Here is an 18,480-nt window from a genome sequence, read left to right on the forward strand (position 1 = left end):
AGTGTTTTTAGGGCTGTTTTCTTAATCGAAAAGAAATTTTATTCAATTAAGTTAAAGTATTATTAATGAATAATTTTAATGTATTTTTGCAGTTCGGAAACGGGCTGGAAAATTAATGAAAAAAAAAGTTGAAAGTGTTTTGTAAATTAAAAACATTAATCCTATATTTGCAACCCGAATTAAAGGAAACGAATAAGAAAAATAAAAGGCTAAATAGAAATGGCAAATCATAAATCTTCATTAAAAAGAATTAGAGCAAACGCAACAAAACGTTTACGTAACAGATATCAGGCAAAAACTACACGTACTTTCATCAAAAGATTACGTGCTGCAGAAGATAAAAAAACTGCATCTGATTTATTGCCTAAAGTAATCTCTATGTTAGATCGTTTAGCTAAAAAGAATGTTATCCACAAAAACAAAGCGGCAAACAATAAATCAAAATTAACGAAATTCGTTAACGGTTTAAAATAAGCCAATTTTTTTACGATATTAGTAAAGGCGTCCCAACCAAAAGTTGGGACGCCTTTTTTTTGTCTAAAAAATGAAGCAATACGAAAATAAACTCGGTATAAAATTATGGGCTGAAGAAGATCGTCCGCGCGAAAAGCTTTTATTGCATGGCAGAAGGCATTTAACCGATGCCGAACTGATTGCTATTTTAATAGGATCGGGAAGTAAGACCGAAACCGTTGTAGATCTAAGCAAAAGAATCCTTGCCTTTTATGATCACAATTTAACCCGGTTGGGAAAAGCATCTATACAGGATCTCTCCAGGTTTAAGGGGATAGGCGAAGCTAAAGCGCTAACCATTATGGCCGCTCTGGAGCTTGGCCTGCGGCGTAAGGAGGTTCCCGAAGATGAGGTTACCCATGTTACCACTTCGGGCGATGTTTACAGGTATATGCACCATACCTTTGCCAACCTCAATCATGAAGAATTCTGGATTTTACTGCTCAATAGGTCAAACCGTGTTATCGGCAAATTCCTGATCAGTAAAGGAGGGCAGGCCGGAACAGTGGCCGATCCGAAAATCATTTTTAAAACCGCTTTAGAAAACAATGCGGCCAGCATTGTACTTGCCCATAACCACCCCTCAGGAAGTTTAAAACCCAGCGAAAGTGATGATAAACTTACCCGGGATATGGTGATTTCAGGTAATCTGCTTACACTCCAGGTGGTAGACCATGTCATTTTTGCCAATAACCGTTACTACAGTTACCGGGATGAGGATTTAATTTAAATGATATTTGATTGTTAAAATACAATTAACCTTAATTTAGTATAATCGCAGCTTAAATTCATAACTTTCCGGAATCGCCGGTGTTAAAAAATGTAATTATACCATGAATAGTTTAAAAATTATCCCAGTTTTTCTTTTGTTTACCGTTTTTGCCTTTGCCCAAAAAACGACTGTACCCATTAATATTATTACTTACAATATCCGTTTAAATGTGGCTTCGGATGGTGTTAATGCCTGGCCAAATAGGAAGGATAATGTAAAAGCACTGGTAAAATTCCACGATGCTGACATCCTGTGTGTACAGGAAGCCCTGCCGGAACAGTTTGATGCCCTGCTCGAAAATTCCAATTTTGATGTAGTGGGTGTTGGCCGAGATGACGGTAAAAGAAAAGGAGAATTTTCTGCCGTATATTTTGATAAAGACCGTTTCACTAAAAAAGATGGTGGAACTTTCTGGTTATCGCAAACTCCTGATGTGCCTTCAAAAGGTTGGGATGCTGCTTTAAACCGTGTATGCAGCTGGGTTAAACTTTATGATAAACTTAACAAAAAAGAATTTATTGTTTTCAATACCCATTACGATCACATTGGCGTGCAGGCAAGGATCGAATCGGCTAAATTATTGAAACAGAAAATACAGCAGATTGCACCTACTTTGCCTGTTGTTTTTACCGGTGATTTAAATGTAACTCCCGAAACAGAAGCTATTGCAACCATCAAATCGTTCCTTACCGATGCAAAAGAAGTTTCTGCAGAGCCGCCTTATGGTCCGGCAGGTACCTTTAATGGCTTCCATTTTGATAGCGACCTGAAAGACCGTATTGATTATATTTTTGTAAACAAGGGTTTTAAAGTGCAAAAGTTTGCCGTTTTAACCGATAGTAGAGATAAAAGGTATTATTCAGACCATCTTCCGGTTTTTTGCAGACTTTGGTTTTAATAGATGTTATTAAAAACGCTGTCTCCCTTTCCGTTTCAATTCGAGCTTTTTGGTAACCAATATCATTATCACTATATCTTCGAAACTTTGGCCTTTATCATCGGAGTTAGGATATATTATTATCTCAAAAAAGGTATAACAGATCCTATTTCCGATGAGAACAGGTTGTGGATTATGTTGGGGGCCATGCTTGGGGCTTTGATCGGATCTCGTGTGGTAGCCGTGCTGGAAACCCCTGAAATAATCGGTCACCTTACTTTTTCGGTTTTATATCAGAGCAAAACCATAGTTGGTGGCCTGCTCGGCGGTTTGTTCGGCGTCGAATTAATGAAAAAAATAATCGGCGTAAATGTAGCGTCCGGAGATATTTATGTAATCCCCATTTTAATTGCACTGATAATCGGTCGTATAGGTTGCTTTTCCATGGGGATTGACGAACCTACCTATGGCATTCCTACGCATCTTTTTACGGGCATGGATTTGGGTGATGGTATACCGAGGCATCCCATTATGCTCTATGAAATAATTTACCTGGTGCTTTTGGTTTTTATTTTTAATGGCTTAAAACACAAAAAACTGATCAATGGAGATCGGTTTAAGCTATTTATGGTGCTCTATTTCCTGTTCCGTTTTTTAATTGAATTTATCAAGCCATATCATTCTTTATTTTTCAACTTAAGTAGCATTCATTGGTCTGCATTGTTTATTTTTATTTATTATTATAGATTCATTATCCGAATTTCTAAAGAGATTTTACATAAACAGTAAAGCTATGGCCAATACCAGGGATTACATATATTACGATTACACCAAAAGCCTTTGTCCGGAATGTTTACAGCTTTGTGATGCGAAAATTGTTTTTCAGGATGCCAAAGTGTTTATGCTGAAAAACTGCAGAACGCATGGTGATAGTAAGGTAATGATTGCTGATGATGTAGAGTATTACAAACAGATCCGGAATTATAATAAACAGTCGGAAATGCCACTTAAGTTTAATACAAAAGTTCATTACGGCTGTCCTTACGATTGTGGTCTGTGTACCGATCACGAACAGCATTCGTGTTTAACCGTTATCGAAGTTACCGATCGTTGCAACCTGGCCTGTCCTACATGTTACGCCATGTCGTCTCCCAATTACGGAAGACATAGGACCCTGGCAGAAATAGAGCGGATGATGGATGTGGTAGTGGCAAACGAGGGCGAACCTGATGTGGTTCAGCTTTCTGGCGGCGAACCAACCGTACATCCAGATTTTTTTAAGATTTTGGATCTTGCCAAAACAAAGCCCATTAAACACTTAATGGTGAACACAAACGGCATCAGGATTGCAAAAGATGTGAACTTCGTTGAGAAACTGGCCAGTTATATGCCAGATTTTGAAATCTATCTGCAGTTTGATAGTTTCAGTGCCGAGGTTCTGACCAGATTAAGGGGAGAAGATCTTACCGAAGTTAGGAGAAAGGCAATCGAAAACCTTAATCGCTTTAATGTGTCTACTACGCTGGTGGTTACACTGCAGAACGGTTTGAACGATCACGAAATCGGAGATATCCTGGATTATGCGTTAAAGCAGAAATGCGTGCGTGGGGTAACCTTTCAGCCCACTCAGGTAGCAGGAAGGAATGATAATTATAACGATCAGAAGGGAAGGATTACCTTAACAGAAGTGCGTAGGAAAATTTATGAGCAATACCCTGTTTTTACCCCACAGGATTTGATTCCTGTACCCTGTAACCCCGATGCGCTGTGTATGGCTTATGCATTGAAAATTGGGGATGAGGTTATTCCGATGACACATCTGATCAATCCGGAAGATTTACTTAACAATTCCAAAAATACCATTGTTTTCGAACATGATGAAAAACTGAAAGAGCATATGCTCAACCTGTTCAGTACGGGTGTTTCGGTTGATTGTGCCGAAGATACCTTTGGCGAACTGATGTGCTGCCTGCCGAGGGTAAAATCAGACAGTTTAAGTTACGATAACCTGTTCCGGATCATTATCATGAATTTCATGGATCCGCTGGATTTTGATGTACGTGCAGTTAAAAAATCATGCGTGCATATTGTGAGCGATAAATATAAAATGGTTCCATTCGAAACCATGAACATTTTTTACCGCGACAATAAAATAGATCTGATCAGGGAAAAACTAAATATGAATTAGGATGGAAGGCTTATTTTTCTTGCTTATCATTTATTGTCTTACCGCAATTGTGCTCTTTATCGTTGGGATTATTCAGGTAATTATTAAATCAACAAGAAACGAGCCCGTAAAAACGGGACTTAAACTGATTATCATTTCCGTGATTATGGTTGTAATTGGTTTTGGTGCCTGTGCGGTGCTACTTGCCAACAGTTAATATTAAGTTTATGGAAATTTTCATCCTATATTGGGTAGTTGCCGTATTGCTGTTCGTAATCGGTATCATTCAGATCATCATAAAAGCGGCAAAAGATCAGCCGGTTAAACCAGGCCTGAAATTGGTTATCGCATCGGTTATCATGGTTGTAATAGGAGCCGGTGCATGCGCAGTAATTCTTTCCAATCTGCATCTTGGCCATTAGTCAATTTTATTGCGTCAAGATTGCGCGTTTGGCTTTCTCCTTTGGCCTTTAAATAATATCTTTGCATTTTATAATTCTTGAAACAGGCTTGCGGCATTTTTAAGTCTCAATCTCATATCTAGAATCTCAAATCTCAATAGATGAAACCATGGTGATTTTGCCAATACATTAAAAAAAAAGAAAATCACCATAGCTTCATTGCAATTAAAACAATGTTAACTAAATGAAAATATCATATAACTGGTTAAAACAATTCGTACAGATCGATAAAACACCTCAGGAACTTTCATTAATCCTTACCAACATTGGTTTGGAGGTAGAAAGTATTGATAAGGTACAACCTGTGGTTGGTGGCCTCGAGGGCTTGGTTATCGGGGAAGTATTAACCTGTATTCAGCATCCGAATGCCGATCGTTTACGCATTACCACAGTTAATGTTGGCGGAGCAGAAAACCTTCAGATTGTTTGCGGTGCACCGAACGTAGGTGCCGGCCAAAAAGTGGTGGTGGCAACCGTGGGTACAACCGTTTATCCTTTGGAGGGCGAGCCTTTTAAAATCAAGGAATCAAAAATCAGGGGAGAACTTTCGCAGGGCATGATCTGTGCTGAAGATGAAATCGGTCTGGGTAAATCGCACGATGGCATTATGATCCTTGAGGCAGATACCGAAGTAGGTATCCGTGCCAAAGACCATTTCAAAATGGATGATGATTTTGTTTTCGAAATCGGCTTAACACCAAACCGTGCCGATGCGGCTTCACATTTAGGTGTGGCAAGAGACTTAGCTGCCTATTTCAGAAGTGAATACGAAATGCCTGATCTTTCTGCTTTCAAAACCGATAACAAAAATCTGGTTATCCCGGTTGAAGTTGAAGATCTGGCAGCCTGCCCGCGTTACAGCAGCGTTACCATTTCGGGTGTTACCGTAAAAGAATCGCCTGAATGGTTAAAGGATAAATTAAAGGTAATTGGTTTACGTCCAATTAACAACATTGTAGATATTACCAACTATGTGCTTCATGGTTTAGGTCAGCCCTTGCATGCCTTCGATGCCGATAAAATTAGCGGTGGCAAAGTAATTGTGAAAAAAGTGGCAGAAGGTACGCCTTTTGTAACCCTTGATGATGTTGAGCGTAAGTTAAGTGCTGATGATTTAATGATCTGCAATGCTGAAGCACCGATGTGTATTGCCGGGGTTTTCGGTGGTATATCATCAGGTGTTGAAACCGGTACCAAAAATATTTTCTTGGAAAGTGCTTATTTCAATTCGGTTTCTGTTCGTAAAACTTCGAAGCGCCATGGCTTAAAAACCGATGCATCTTTCCGTTTCGAGCGCGGTACCGATCCCGAAATTACCGTTACGGCCTTAAAATATGCCGCTTTATTGATTAAAGAACTTGCCGGTGGCGAAATTTCTTCATCAGTTTCTGATATTTATCCAAGCCACATCAAACCGTTTGAGTTTGAAGTAAGTTACACCAATATCAACAAATTGATCGGTGCAAACATCCCTTCGGCCGAGATTAAGCACATTATCACCGCTTTGGGTATTTCGGCAACCAATACCTCTGATGATACTTTGGCGCTTAGGGTGCCGTCATTTAAGGTAGACGTTACCCGCGAGTGCGATATTACCGAAGAGGTGCTGCGTATTTACGGTTATAACAATATCGAAATCCCTGCAAAGGTAAATGCATCACTTTCTTATAGCATTAAACCTGAGAAGGAAAACACCCATAACGTAATTGCAGATATGCTCACATCTAACGGCTATGCTGAGATTATGTGCAACTCCTTAACCAAATCGGCTTATTCGAAAAACCTGGATGAGGCTGTATTTATCTTAAATCCATTAAGCAGCGATTTAAATGTAATGCGCCAGAATTTATTGATGCCGGCATTGGAAAGTGTTGCCTACAACCAGAACCGTAAAAATGCCGATGTGAAGTTCTACGAATTCGGTAAAACCTATCATTTAATCAATGAGAAGTATGTAGAGCGCCCTAGGTTGTTGTTATTGGTTTCGGGAGCTAAACAGAGCGAACAGTGGAACCATAACGCGAAACCGGCTACTTTTTACAATTTAAAATCGGCAGTTGATGCCATTATTTCACGTTTGGGTATCGAAAGCTATCAGAGTGATGCTTTAAGCGACGAAAATTTTGCTTACGGAATTAAATATTTCCGTGGGGATAAAGTATTGGTAAGCTTTGGTGCTGTTTCAAAAGCCGATCGTAAAGTGGCCGATGTAAATGCGGAGGTTTTTTATGCTGATTTCGATTGGGCTACCCTGTTGGATATCGTTAAGAAAAACAAAATTGTAAATAAGGAAATTGCTAAATATCCTGCAGTTCGCCGCGATCTTTCATTATTGATCGATCAGGCGGTAACTTTCGATACTTTAAAGGGCATTGCTTTTAAAACCGATAAAAAACTGATTAAAGAGGTTGGTGTTTTCGATGTTTATGTTGGGGATAAATTGCCTGAAGGTAAAAAATCTTATGCGCTGAATTTCATTTTGCAGGATGAGGAGCAGACCTTAACCGACAAGCAGATTGAAAGTACGATGCAGAAGCTGATTACGAATTTAACGGCACAAGCTGGCGCAGAAATTAGGAAATAAAATATAAATTCGTATTTTTAGAAATAAATTCATGACTTCTGTTGCAGATCAATTAGATAAAGTATTACAAAAAACGGCTCAGGTTATTGAGTTATGTAATGCGCTACAGGAAGAAAATGATTTATTAAAGCTTGAAAATCAATCGTTAAAAGTTGCACTCGATACCGCAAAGGGCAAAAATGTAGAACTTGATGAAAAACTCAGGGTTACAAAATTGGCCAAAAGTATAGAGGGGGCGAGCGAAAAATCGCTTGACATTAAGCAAAAAATTAACGATTTTGTGCGGGAGATTGATAAGAGTATCGCATTGTTGAAGAAATAATAATGCGAAAAAATCAGAAACTAAGCTAAACAAATGGGAGAAATCTCGATTAAAATAACCATTTCCGACCGTATCTATCCTTTAAAGGTGAATATGGAAGAGGAAGAAATTGTGAGACGGGCAGCAAAAATGATCAACGAGCGCATAAAAGATTATCAGGATAATTATGCGGTAAGAGATAAGCAGGACCTTCTTTCTATGGCAGTATTGCACTATGCAACCGCCGTATTGAGAACAGAAAACAAAGTACAGAACCAGGATACTGCTGTTGCCGATAAAGTTGAAGAATTGGATGTTTTACTCAATAATTTCTTTTCAAAATAAGGTTCGTTCTTTATATTTTTCTGTCATCCTGAATGCAATGAAGGATCTTTTGGCTTAAAAACCAACTTTCAATGTTTTAGTGCGCCGAGCCCCTTTGCTCCATGCACTATGCTTCATTCGACGGCTTGACAGAACACGATATTAGCACAAAAATATAGCCGCAGCTAGTTTTTGAGTTTCAAATTTTATAAAACTTAACACTTCAATATCTATAGGGTTAAGAGGGCGTATTTCATCTGCTTTGCACCTGAAAATGGCTTAAACCCTAATTATGCTTAGTTGAGGTTTAAAATGTATGAGACTTTAAAAATTAGTTGCGGTTTTTTTTTACTTAAAAAACAAAATGGAAATAGTTGAAATATTAGGATACGTATTTGCCGTAATAGCAGGTATAGCTATCGGAGTAGTGGTAGGAAGATTCCTCCTGCGTAACTTGCTTAAACAGCAGGAAGTTGCTGCACAGAACAAGGTGAAAAAGATTTTAAAAGACGCAGAAAACAATGCCGAAATTTTAAAAAAGAATAAACTTTTAGAAGCTAAAGAGAAATTTTTGCAGTTAAAGGCCGAGCACGAGCAGGAAGTAAATGCAAAAAACAACACCATAAACCAACGCGAAAACACCATGAAGCAGAAAGAGCAATCGGTGAACCAGCGCATGGAAAACTTCAATAAAAAAGAGCAGGAACTGGATAAACAAAAAGCCAACCTCGAAAAACAGACCGATATTGCTGTTAAAAAACAGGAGGAAGTTGAAGTTTTAAAAAACCAGCACCTTAAACAATTAGAAACCATTGCCGGCCTATCTGCTGAAGAAGCCAAAGAGCAGTTGGTAGAAAACCTGAAACAGGAAGCCCGTACGCAGGCCATGATGCAGGTGAAAGATATTGTGGATGAAGCAAAATTAACCGCTAGCAAAGAAGCTAAAAAAGTAGTTATCCAAACTATTCAGCGTACTGCTACAGAAGCCGCCATCGAAAATTCGGTTTCTATTTTCCACATCGAAAGTGATGAAATTAAAGGCCGCGTAATTGGTAGGGAGGGTAGAAATATCCGTGCTTTAGAAGCGGCTACCGGTATCGAGATTATTGTTGATGATACACCAGAGGCCATTATTTTATCAGGTTTCGACCCGGTAAGAAGGGAAATTGCCCGTTTGGCCCTGCACCGTTTGGTAACTGATGGCCGTATACACCCGGCACGTATCGAAGAAATTGTAGCCAAAACCAAAAAACAGATCGAAGATGAGATTGTAGAAATCGGCGAACGTACGGTAATCGATTTGGGTATCCATGGTTTACACCCTGAGCTGATCCGTATGGTTGGCCGTATGCGTTACCGTTCGTCTTACGGACAGAACCTGTTACACCACTCGCGTGAGGTAGCTAATTTCTGTGCTACGATGGCTGCAGAGCTTGGCTTAAATGCTAAAATGGCAAAACGTGCCGGTTTATTACACGATATAGGTAAGGTTCCTGATGACAATCCTGAATTGCCACACGCAATTTTAGGGATGCAATTGGCAGAAAAATATAAAGAACACCCTGAAATCTGTAACGCTATCGGTGCCCACCACGATGAAATTGAGATGACCTCTATGATCTCTCCGATCATCCAGGCTTGTGATGCCATTTCAGGTGCACGTCCGGGAGCACGCCGTGAGGTAGTAGAAAGTTACATCAAACGTTTAAAAGACCTTGAAGAACTGGCTTTATCTTACCCTGGCGTAGAAAAAACATTTGCTATCCAGGCGGGTAGGGAGTTACGTGTAATTGTAGAAAGCGAACGCATTACCGATGCACAGGCAGAACTTTTAGCTGCTGATATTTCTACCCGTATCCAAACGGAAATGACGTATCCTGGTCAGATCAAGGTTACCGTAATCAGGGAAACCCGTTCTGTAGCTTTTGCTAAATAATAAACAGACAGACCTTATAGGTTTCAAAAACCTATAAGGTCTCTTGAAAACGAAATAAGAAACAAAATATAAAGCGATGGATATTCCATCGCTTTTTTTATTTTTACATAATGAGCAAGCAAACCATCCAAATCGAACCAAAGAAACCTGTAGACGTACTTTTTGATAAGTATGCCGAAAGTCACCAAAATCCGACTAACAAATTGGTACACTGGATCTGTGTCCCGGCGATTGTGTTTAGTTTGCTTGGACTGGTATGGCAGATTCCTTTTCCGCATATCGGTTTTTTGGGCAGTTATAATGGATTTTTTAACTGGGCCTCATTTCTTTTGGCCTTTAGCCTGTATTATTATTTCACTTTATCCCCTGTATTGTTTTTCATGATGATCTGGGTAGTTGGCTTAATGAGCTACATCATTGTAAAAATAGAACAGGCCGTGGGTTTGGGTACCGGAACTGCTTATCTCATTTATGCCGCAATATTTGTAATTGCCTGGATCGGTCAGTTTATCGGACATAAAATAGAAGGGAAAAAACCATCGTTTCTGGATGATGTTAAATTCCTGTTAATCGGCCCCATCTGGTTATTGCACTTTATCTGCAGGAAAACAGGTATAAGGTACTGATCATAAAAGTGGTTAACCTGTATTTAACCTTAAGGTAAAGTAATATTAATTAACACCTAATCTGTTGTTAACACTGCGGTAATACTTTTGCTTTTATCAAATAAAGGCAAATTGGAATTACTAAACTCTTTTAAAAGAGCGGCACTTACTGTGCTCGTTCTGACGTTCAGCGTACTCTCGTATGCGCAAACCGGAAAAATTTCTGGTAAAATATCTGATCAAAAAACAGGTGAAACCTTAATTGGTGTTACAGTTAAAATTTCAGGTACAACTAAAGGTACATCAACAGATATTGAGGGGCGGTATGTTGTTGCAGGTTTAACCTCAGGAAAATATGCTATTGAAGTTTCATATGTTGGTTATGCAACTAAAAATGTTGTCGATGTAGAGGTAAAAGACAATGCTTCTACTAATTTAGATATTTTGTTGAGCGAGTCGAATTCACAAAAATTAAATGATGTAGTAATAACCGGTAGTGCAAGTAAAGAATCTATTAATACTTTATATGCCAATCAGAAATCGAGTATCAGTATCTCAAGCGGTATATCGGCTGAACTGATTAAAAGAAGCCCCGATCGTAACACTTCCGAAGTCTTAAAACGTGTTAGTGGCGCAAGCATCCAGGACAATAAGTTTGTTATTGTCCGTGGTTTATCAGATAGATATAATTCGGCAATGTTGAATAACTCTATGCTTCCTAATACTGAAGTGGATAAAAGAGCGTTTTCATTCGATATTCTTCCTTCAAACTTAATAGATGCAATTGTAATTAATAAAACAGCTTCTGCAGATATTCCAGCCGATTTTTCAGGAGGTGTAGTGCAGGTAACTACAAAAGATTTTCCTGTTAATACTTTTTTTAACGTTTCTTTAGGAACATCTTACAATACCCAATCAACTTTTAAGGATTTTCTTTCGTCTCCAAAAAGCGGTAACGAAATTTTCGGATTTTATAATAAAGACAGGGATATTCCAACAGGATTTCCTTCTTCGAAAGATTATCGGGCCTTGCCAAATGGAGCCAGCGAAACTTTTACCCTATCGAAACTATTCAAAAATAATTGGGGATACAGTTCGGGTAAATCAACCATGGGACCGAATTTTCAAGTCAATTACGGATCGAGTAAGGTTTTTGAGGATAAATCAAAATTCGGAGCTGTTTTATCGTTAACTTATAGATATGACGAACGTTTAAAAACCAGTGATCAAAAAGCCTATGTCGGACAAGCGCTAGGAGATGTGTACCATGATGATATGTATAATTTTAATACAAATATTGGTGCACTTGCCAACTTTGCATATTCGTGGGGCAATAATAAAATTTCATTAAAAAACTTATATAACAGGGTTTTAGAAAATCAATTTACCTATCGTGTAGGTATAGACGATGCTGGTGGTGAATTTATTAGGACCGGTGATTACCTGCTTCAAAGATCTTTAATGTCTAATCAGTTAACCGGTGAGCATTTATTGTCTACAGAGAGCAAGATCAAGATAGACTGGAACTTAAATTATGCAAATACAGACCGGAAAGAGCCTGGCTATAAACGTATGGATTATTCCAAAGATGGTATTGCTTCTGTTCAATCGGGATCTGCCGTAGCCGGTTTAGCTGGTAATTTTTCTTCTGTACTTAATGAAAATGCCTACGGTGGTGCAGCTAATTTAACAATTCCGGTTAAATGGTTCAGAGATAACAATAAAATCAAAGCTGGTTATTTTGGGCAATACCGCAAACGTGATTTTAGTGCAAGGGTAATCGGTTTTATCAGGAACGGGAATTTCGATGCTTCATTGTTAACGCTTCCGCAGGATCAGATTTTCTCTCCTGAAAACATACGCGCCAACGGCTTTGTGTTAAACGAAATTACAAATGGTAGCGACCAATATCAGGCTAACTCTTTACTGAACGCAGGTTATGTGATGTTTGATGGATATTTAACAGAAAAATTAAGATTGGGTATCGGAGCAAGGTTAGAATCTTATAAATTATCATTAACCAGCGAGGATAACGGAAAACCTGTAAATATCGATTCAACTGCTACCAACCTGTTACCTTCGGCGAACCTGATTTATAATTTAAGTGATAAAGCCAATATCCGTTTATCAGGGTCGCAAACTATTGGTAGAGCTGAGTTTAGGGAACTTGCACCATTTCCTTTCTACGACTTTAATAAAAACGTTAACGTTAGGGGTAATGCTGGATTAAAGCAGTCTAAAACTACCAATATCGATTTAGGTTATGCCATTTATCCATCATCGGGCGAAACCTTTTCAATATCGACTTTTTACAAATATTTTGATTCTCCAATAGAACAAACACTTCAGTTAGGTACTTCTGGAAGATCTTTAAGCTATGCCAACTCTGCTTCGGCTACTGTTTATGGAGCTGAACTTGAAATAAGAAAATCGTTAAAATTTATTGATAACAGTTTAAAGAACTTCACATTTAATGCAAACGGATCTTATATAAAGTCGAAAGTTCAAGTTTCAAGACTTGTAAATGCACAAGGTTCGAGACCTTTACAAGGGCAATCTCCTTATTTAATCAACGCAGGACTATCTTATGCATCTGCTGTCGAAAACTCAACTGGTGTAACAGTATTATATAATAGGGTAGGACCAAGAATCTGGGCGATTGGTAATGTGGAAGACCCAGATATCTATGAATATTCAAGAAATATTTTAGATCTGCAGGTTTCACAAAAGTTTGCAAAATCGAAGGGAGAAATAAAAGTTAACTATAGCGATATCTTTAACAACAAAGCTTATTTCTACCAGAAAGTTAAAGGTTCAGATCCAAATGCAGGCTTCGATAAAAAAACAGATAATATAAATATTGCCGATAGGTTTGGATCTACCATATCGCTAACACTATCCTATAAATTTAAATAGTAGAATAATTTTTTAACATTAAAACGCCCTTCATTTAATGCTGAATTGATATTGGCATAATCTGCAGGAAATATTTTTGAACAAATCATAAAAGGAAAAGGAAAATCAAAATGAAAATGAAAAACAGATTAAACTTGGGTATGCTGGCAATTTTGGTTGCTGGTGCTACAGTAGTTTCTAGTTGTAAAAAAGACAGTACACCTATCGAGGAACCAACAAAACCGGATTCGAACGAATCTTTGGCAGATGCATTTTTTGATAAAGTATCCTATAAAGGAGCATTTGGATCATCAGACTGGACTGCGAGCTGGACCAATTTTACACCAAAAGTAACTGTATATGCTGAGGCAACTGAAACTTTGCAGGGATCAATCGATGCTAACAGAACATTAGATGCAAATAAAGTTTACAAATTAGTGGGATTTGTGTACGTTAAGGATGGCGTTACATTAACAATTCCTGCCGGAACTGTTATCCGTGGAGATAAAGATTCAAAAGCTACTTTGGTTATCACACGCGGAGGTAAATTAATCGCTGAAGGAACTGCAGCAAAACCAATTGTATTTACTTCAAACCAGGCTGTTGGTTCAAGAGCTCCTGGTGATTGGGGTGGAATTATTATTTTAGGTAAATCAACCAACAATATCCCTGGTGGTACAGGTTTAATTGAAGGCGGATTAACTCTTCCTGAAGGAAACCATGGTGGTAATGTTCCTACTGATAACTCTGGTGTGCTTAAATATGTACGTGTAGAGTTCCCAGGTATTGCTTATGCAACCAACAACGAAATAAACGGTGTTACTTTTGGATCGGTTGGTTCTGGTACTACCGTAGATTACGTACAGGTTTCTTATTCAGGTGATGATTCATTCGAATGGTTTGGCGGTACTGTAAATGCTAAACATTTGGTTTCTATTGCAAACGTTGATGATGTTTTCGATTTTGACAACGGTTTCTCTGGTAAATTACAGTTTTTAGTAGCTCAAAGAGATCCATCTTTAGCTGATCAGGCTGGTCAATCTAATGGTATCGAGTCTGATAACTCAGAAAAAGTATTCGATTCTAGTCCACGTACCCGTCCGGTTATTTCAAACATGACACTAATCGGCCCTGGAAACGTAGCTGTTGATGCTAAGCACGAATATGCTAACCTATGGAGAAGAGGTTCAAAAATGATCTTGGCAAATTCAATCTTTATTGGGTTTAAATTCGGTATCGATATCCGTGATAAAGAAACCGGAGATGCATTAACTGATGGAACATCATTGATCAAAAACAATATTTATCAATCATTTACTGCTGGTAAAGACGTTGTTGCCGATGGTGCTACACTTTCTTTTGCAAGTTCAGATTTATTGAAACAGTATTTAACTTCTAAAGGAAATGCCATCATTGATGAAACTGCTGCTGCAGCTTTATTAAATGCTCCTTTCAGCTTAACAGCTCCTAACTTTACAGTTAAAGCTGGTTCCTCGGCTGCAACTGGTGCAAGCTTCTAACAATTCATTTAATAATGGTCTTATTTGATTAGCCATTATAATAAATTATAATAGCCCCTATTAGTGTAAACTAACAGGGGCTTTTGGTTTATACTCAATTCTACTAGATGATATTATTTCATATAATCAATTTTGCCCGAATGCTATAAGGATATTATTAAATTATACATGTGCAGTGAGTTAATGTTTGCTGATAATTTTAATATTAAATTTTATCTATGATTTGTATGTTTAAGTATTTATTATATGTAATTAAGTTTACAATTTAATTTTTGGATAATGATATTTTAATACTTGTCCTGTATTTTTAGTTATGAAAAATCTATCTAAATATGCTCTTAAAATTGCAATAGTTGCAGTTTTATCAGTCTGCTCCTTAACTGGATGCAAAAAAGATGAAACCAGGCTTGAACCTGTTACGAAAACAACAAAAGTATCAGAAATTGAGCTATCGAAACTATTGCAGTTTGTTTCTATAACTACCACTGCGCCAAAGGATCAAATTGTATACAATGAGCAGAACGAAGAATTTGTTGTGTATGGTTGGTATCATAAAAGTTTGGCAGATGTTCGATCTGAGTACAGTTCTGCAAATGAATATAAAGCCACGTATGAGAAATAATATGAAAAAACAAATATTTATTTTGTTGGCTATTATGGTAATAGCTATAGGTGCATACGCTCAGGTAACATTGCAGTCATTTCAAATTGGACCAAACTATTTGCAAGGTACATCTCTTAAAGTACCAAATATAAATGTATCTACTCCTTTTAAATTTAATATCACAGTAAGTAGAGGTGTTAATTCCGGTGGAGGATCTGTTGCCGGCAATTGTACTATCAAACTATATTACACCGAAAATCAAAGTAGTGATTCAAATATTCCTGATGATCCGTCAAGTTTAGTCTTACTAACAAAAAACATAACGTCTTCAGAATATGATAGTTATAATCGGGCTGTTTTGACTGATTTGGATGCATCATTGCCAGCGAATAAACAATACGGTAAAATATTGATCAGGATCGAGTTTTTAGATAATCAGAATATTAATCGGATAAGTTATTCTACCACTCGCAATGGAATTTATATAGTACCTATTCAACCCCCGGGCGGTATAGATCCTACTCATTTAGCTAAAATGCAAGCCATGGGGTTTGCTACAGAATATATAGCAAACTTCAATAGTTCATATTATTTAGTTGAAGGCGACATATTAATTAATAAAAGCTCATTGAGTGTAAGTAATCCAGTGTATGCCTTAAATAATGATAAAGAACACAATGTAAATATTTGGGTAAAATCGGTTGTATCTGCAAATTCAACTTGGGACAATGCAATTTTACTTGCGATTGGTGCTTGGAATGCAAATCCAAATAGTGATATAAAATTACATTTGGTTCGTCAATATGGAACACTAGATACTCAACCACCTTATGATATAGTCATTGATTCTGATCAAGGACTTCTCGGGCATGATCAAGTAAAGGCAGTAGAATACCCTATTGGAAATGGAAAAACCGGAGGATTTATAATGGCTAATTTGGATTATAATTTTACATCCGCAGATGAAGCTGTAAACAATATGATCCACGCAATTGGACATAGTTTAAGTTTTAAACACAGATATCTAGAATTCTCAATAATGAAGTGGACAAGTCTAGCGAACTTTTCGAATTCCTTCGGTAGTTTTCCTAACCAAATAGACAGCCCTGTTATTAATGCTATGTATCCAGTGAATCCAAATAGCGTAATTATTCCATATATATCAGGTATTGCAAATTTATCTCATGGATCTGAGCAAAGTTATGACATGAGTTATTATGTTCCAGGTGTTACCTATAGCTGGAGTGCAACAGCAGGAAGTGGTGCTGCACCCGATTTTTCTTGGGCTACACAGGTGAGATTACCTGAAGTGTTTTTTGATTCGGGCAACTATCAATTACAGTGTACCATTTCTAGTGGCAAATATACAACACCAATAACTGTAACTAAAAATATTATTGTTCAATAAAAACTATGGTTGTTGCTTAGGTTTTTAGAAGAGTATCTACTATGCTGGTAGATGCTCTTTTGATGTTTTAGGACTAGTTAAAACCCATTTTAAGCCATCGGTTATTTCCTTGTAAATAGATATTATTCCATTTTGTAGTTTTTTATAGTTGTATTTAGACTTCTTAATGTTTTTAATCTGTATGTTTTATAATATTAAAGTTAATGATTTGTTTAATGTAACTTAACAATTAGTTGGTTAAATTACATAAAAAACATCCCATGAAAAAAACATCTATTTTAAGCTCATTATCAAGGATGATGTGTTTAACACTTGTACTGTTTACATTAACCATCTATTCATGTAAAAAATCAGAAAGCCCTACAGTTGCGCCGGAAGTCAAAGTGGATATCGATCCTGCTGCTGTTGCCAGAATAAAAGAACTCGGCTTTCAAACAGATGGCATTAAGGAATCAGGCGACTACTACATTGTTGAAGGTGATATCAGGATTGCTAAAAACGCGCTAAACGCAAATAAAAATCCTGAAAAAGTAATGAATCTTGGTGGTAAAATAGCACAGGGCCACACCAACCAGTTAATTCAGGGAAACCTGACAAATGTGATCATTACCCAGGAAGATTTCGATACCAGGTGGTTTTATGCAATTAGAGAAGCTGTAGCTGCATGGAATGCAATAGGTAACTGCCGTATCAACCTAATTCATTCGTATAATCAGTTTTATGCTCCGTATACCAGTTCAGTTACGCCCCATATTACGGTTAGAAAGTCAAATATGGGAACAGGTGCATTTGGAATGGCCGATTTTCCTACTGATGGTGGACAGGCAGGAGCTAACATTTGGGTAAATCATATCACCAATAATGTTACCAGCTCAGGTGCAGACAATGGTGTGCCAAGAAGCCATGAACAGGATGTATTTATGTTAATACACGAAATTGGTCACTGTTTGGGCTTACGACATACAGATTATAGTGGAGAAGGTAACTACGATAACTATGGTAGATATGTTGGTGTTAATGTTACACCTGGTACGCCGTCAACAGGTGCTCCGTCAGCAGATCCAAATTCAATAATGAATTCTGGCCGACTTGGTACTTCAAGAACTTGGTCTAGCTTTTCATCTTATGATATAATTGCTGCACAGTATTTATACCCACCAGTAACTACTCCATTTGTAAGTACTTTTAAAAATATAATCAATGGCCCATCTAACAATTCTGTAGGTAGTACCGTAATTAGTACAGCCGGAGCGACGTATGATAGCGGTTATTATGAGTGGAGAATGCTGGATCAAAGTTTAAATGTTGTACTGCCGGTAAGCAGTTTTAGCAACTCGCCACAGCAGGAGTGGGCCTATGGTGCTCCGGGCACTTATTATTTGGAATGTAGGTTGGTTGGTTTAGAATGCACGGGAGAGTGGGCAAGACAAACCATTACCTTTAATTAAAAGGTGGCTGATATAAACAATCCGATTGCAAAAAGCAGGATAATTTTTCAAATGGAAAGTTGTCC

17 protein-coding genes are annotated in these 18,480 nt (G+C 37.7%); all 17 read left to right on the forward strand.

What is annotated here, in order from left to right; translation table 11 throughout:
- Nucleotides 1-219: 219 nt before the first annotated feature.
- On the forward strand, nt 220-474 hold the full coding sequence (rpsT, locus tag B2V92_RS07150) for a 30S ribosomal protein S20 (protein WP_056871313.1): 255 nt from the start codon (nt 220-222) through the stop codon (nt 472-474).
- A gap of 70 nt (nt 475-544) precedes the next feature.
- On the forward strand, nt 545-1,243 hold the full coding sequence (gene radC, locus B2V92_RS07155; RefSeq protein ID WP_293306253.1) for a RadC family protein: 699 nt from the start codon (nt 545-547) through the stop codon (nt 1,241-1,243).
- A 103-nt stretch (nt 1,244-1,346) separates the two neighbouring features.
- On the forward strand, nt 1,347-2,183 hold the full coding sequence (locus tag B2V92_RS07160; RefSeq protein ID WP_293306255.1) for an endonuclease/exonuclease/phosphatase family protein: 837 nt from the start codon (nt 1,347-1,349) through the stop codon (nt 2,181-2,183).
- 3 nt (nt 2,184-2,186) lie between these two features.
- Nucleotides 2,187-2,951 (forward strand): prolipoprotein diacylglyceryl transferase, encoded by a 765-nt coding sequence (locus B2V92_RS07165; protein ID WP_293306257.1) that lies wholly within the window; start codon nt 2,187-2,189, stop codon nt 2,949-2,951.
- A gap of 4 nt (nt 2,952-2,955) precedes the next feature.
- Nucleotides 2,956-4,350 (forward strand): radical SAM protein, encoded by a 1,395-nt coding sequence (locus B2V92_RS07170; RefSeq protein WP_293306259.1) that lies wholly within the window; start codon nt 2,956-2,958, stop codon nt 4,348-4,350.
- A gap of 1 nt (nt 4,351) precedes the next feature.
- Entirely contained in the window at nt 4,352-4,546 is a 195-nt protein-coding gene (locus B2V92_RS07175) for a hypothetical protein (RefSeq protein WP_293306261.1), read from the forward strand.
- Nucleotides 4,547-4,556: 10 nt separating this feature from the next.
- Complete coding sequence (locus tag B2V92_RS07180) at nt 4,557-4,751, forward strand: hypothetical protein (RefSeq protein ID WP_293306263.1); 195 nt, start codon at nt 4,557-4,559, stop codon at nt 4,749-4,751.
- A 223-nt stretch (nt 4,752-4,974) separates the two neighbouring features.
- Complete coding sequence (gene pheT / locus B2V92_RS07185) at nt 4,975-7,374, forward strand: phenylalanine--tRNA ligase subunit beta (protein ID WP_293306265.1); 2,400 nt, start codon at nt 4,975-4,977, stop codon at nt 7,372-7,374.
- A 31-nt stretch (nt 7,375-7,405) separates the two neighbouring features.
- A complete protein-coding gene (locus tag B2V92_RS07190; RefSeq protein ID WP_293306267.1) occupies nt 7,406-7,696 on the forward strand; it encodes a hypothetical protein in 291 nt (96 codons plus the stop codon).
- A gap of 33 nt (nt 7,697-7,729) precedes the next feature.
- Nucleotides 7,730-8,020 (forward strand): cell division protein ZapA, encoded by a 291-nt coding sequence (locus tag B2V92_RS07195; protein ID WP_025143281.1) that lies wholly within the window; start codon nt 7,730-7,732, stop codon nt 8,018-8,020.
- Nucleotides 8,021-8,363: 343 nt separating this feature from the next.
- Entirely contained in the window at nt 8,364-9,935 is a 1,572-nt protein-coding gene (rny, locus tag B2V92_RS07200) for a ribonuclease Y (protein WP_293306270.1), read from the forward strand.
- Between the two features lie 110 nt (nt 9,936-10,045).
- Complete coding sequence (locus B2V92_RS07205; protein ID WP_293306272.1) at nt 10,046-10,561, forward strand: DUF962 domain-containing protein; 516 nt, start codon at nt 10,046-10,048, stop codon at nt 10,559-10,561.
- Nucleotides 10,562-10,672: 111 nt separating this feature from the next.
- Complete coding sequence (locus B2V92_RS07210) at nt 10,673-13,456, forward strand: TonB-dependent receptor (protein ID WP_293306274.1); 2,784 nt, start codon at nt 10,673-10,675, stop codon at nt 13,454-13,456.
- A gap of 116 nt (nt 13,457-13,572) precedes the next feature.
- On the forward strand, nt 13,573-14,955 hold the full coding sequence (locus B2V92_RS07215; RefSeq protein ID WP_293306276.1) for a hypothetical protein: 1,383 nt from the start codon (nt 13,573-13,575) through the stop codon (nt 14,953-14,955).
- Nucleotides 14,956-15,268: 313 nt separating this feature from the next.
- Nucleotides 15,269-15,577 (forward strand): hypothetical protein, encoded by a 309-nt coding sequence (locus B2V92_RS07220; protein WP_293306278.1) that lies wholly within the window; start codon nt 15,269-15,271, stop codon nt 15,575-15,577.
- A gap of 1 nt (nt 15,578) precedes the next feature.
- On the forward strand, nt 15,579-16,967 hold the full coding sequence (locus B2V92_RS07225; protein WP_293306280.1) for a hypothetical protein: 1,389 nt from the start codon (nt 15,579-15,581) through the stop codon (nt 16,965-16,967).
- 260 nt (nt 16,968-17,227) lie between these two features.
- The gene (locus B2V92_RS07230) at nt 17,228-18,415 is read left to right on the forward strand and encodes a M57 family metalloprotease (protein ID WP_293306282.1); all 1,188 of its coding nucleotides are present in this window, start codon (nt 17,228-17,230) and stop codon (nt 18,413-18,415) included.
- Nucleotides 18,416-18,480: the final 65 nt, after the last annotated feature.

This window comes from Pedobacter sp. UBA5917 (assembly GCF_002432345.1).
Lineage (GTDB): Bacteria > Bacteroidota > Bacteroidia > Sphingobacteriales > Sphingobacteriaceae > Pedobacter.

What these genes read in the sequence shown, in the direction of transcription:
- radC (WP_293306253.1), top strand. Translation starts at nt 545, where the DNA reads ATGAAGCAATACGAAAATAAACTCGGTATAAAATTATGGGCTGAAGAA.
- pheT (WP_293306265.1), top strand. Translation starts at nt 4,975, where the DNA reads ATGAAAATATCATATAACTGGTTAAAACAATTCGTACAGATCGATAAA.
- B2V92_RS07220 (WP_293306278.1), top strand. Translation starts at nt 15,269, where the DNA reads ATGAAAAATCTATCTAAATATGCTCTTAAAATTGCAATAGTTGCAGTT.
- rny (WP_293306270.1), top strand. Translation starts at nt 8,364, where the DNA reads ATGGAAATAGTTGAAATATTAGGATACGTATTTGCCGTAATAGCAGGT.
- B2V92_RS07205 (WP_293306272.1), top strand. Translation starts at nt 10,046, where the DNA reads ATGAGCAAGCAAACCATCCAAATCGAACCAAAGAAACCTGTAGACGTA.
- B2V92_RS07160 (WP_293306255.1), top strand. Translation starts at nt 1,347, where the DNA reads ATGAATAGTTTAAAAATTATCCCAGTTTTTCTTTTGTTTACCGTTTTT.
- B2V92_RS07195 (WP_025143281.1), top strand. Translation starts at nt 7,730, where the DNA reads ATGGGAGAAATCTCGATTAAAATAACCATTTCCGACCGTATCTATCCT.
- B2V92_RS07165 (WP_293306257.1), top strand. Translation starts at nt 2,187, where the DNA reads ATGTTATTAAAAACGCTGTCTCCCTTTCCGTTTCAATTCGAGCTTTTT.
- B2V92_RS07175 (WP_293306261.1), top strand. Translation starts at nt 4,352, where the DNA reads ATGGAAGGCTTATTTTTCTTGCTTATCATTTATTGTCTTACCGCAATT.
- B2V92_RS07180 (WP_293306263.1), top strand. Translation starts at nt 4,557, where the DNA reads ATGGAAATTTTCATCCTATATTGGGTAGTTGCCGTATTGCTGTTCGTA.
- B2V92_RS07190 (WP_293306267.1), top strand. Translation starts at nt 7,406, where the DNA reads ATGACTTCTGTTGCAGATCAATTAGATAAAGTATTACAAAAAACGGCT.
- B2V92_RS07170 (WP_293306259.1), top strand. Translation starts at nt 2,956, where the DNA reads ATGGCCAATACCAGGGATTACATATATTACGATTACACCAAAAGCCTT.
- B2V92_RS07230 (WP_293306282.1), top strand. Translation starts at nt 17,228, where the DNA reads ATGAAAAAAACATCTATTTTAAGCTCATTATCAAGGATGATGTGTTTA.
- B2V92_RS07215 (WP_293306276.1), top strand. Translation starts at nt 13,573, where the DNA reads ATGAAAAACAGATTAAACTTGGGTATGCTGGCAATTTTGGTTGCTGGT.
- rpsT (WP_056871313.1), top strand. Translation starts at nt 220, where the DNA reads ATGGCAAATCATAAATCTTCATTAAAAAGAATTAGAGCAAACGCAACA.
- B2V92_RS07225 (WP_293306280.1), top strand. Translation starts at nt 15,579, where the DNA reads ATGAAAAAACAAATATTTATTTTGTTGGCTATTATGGTAATAGCTATA.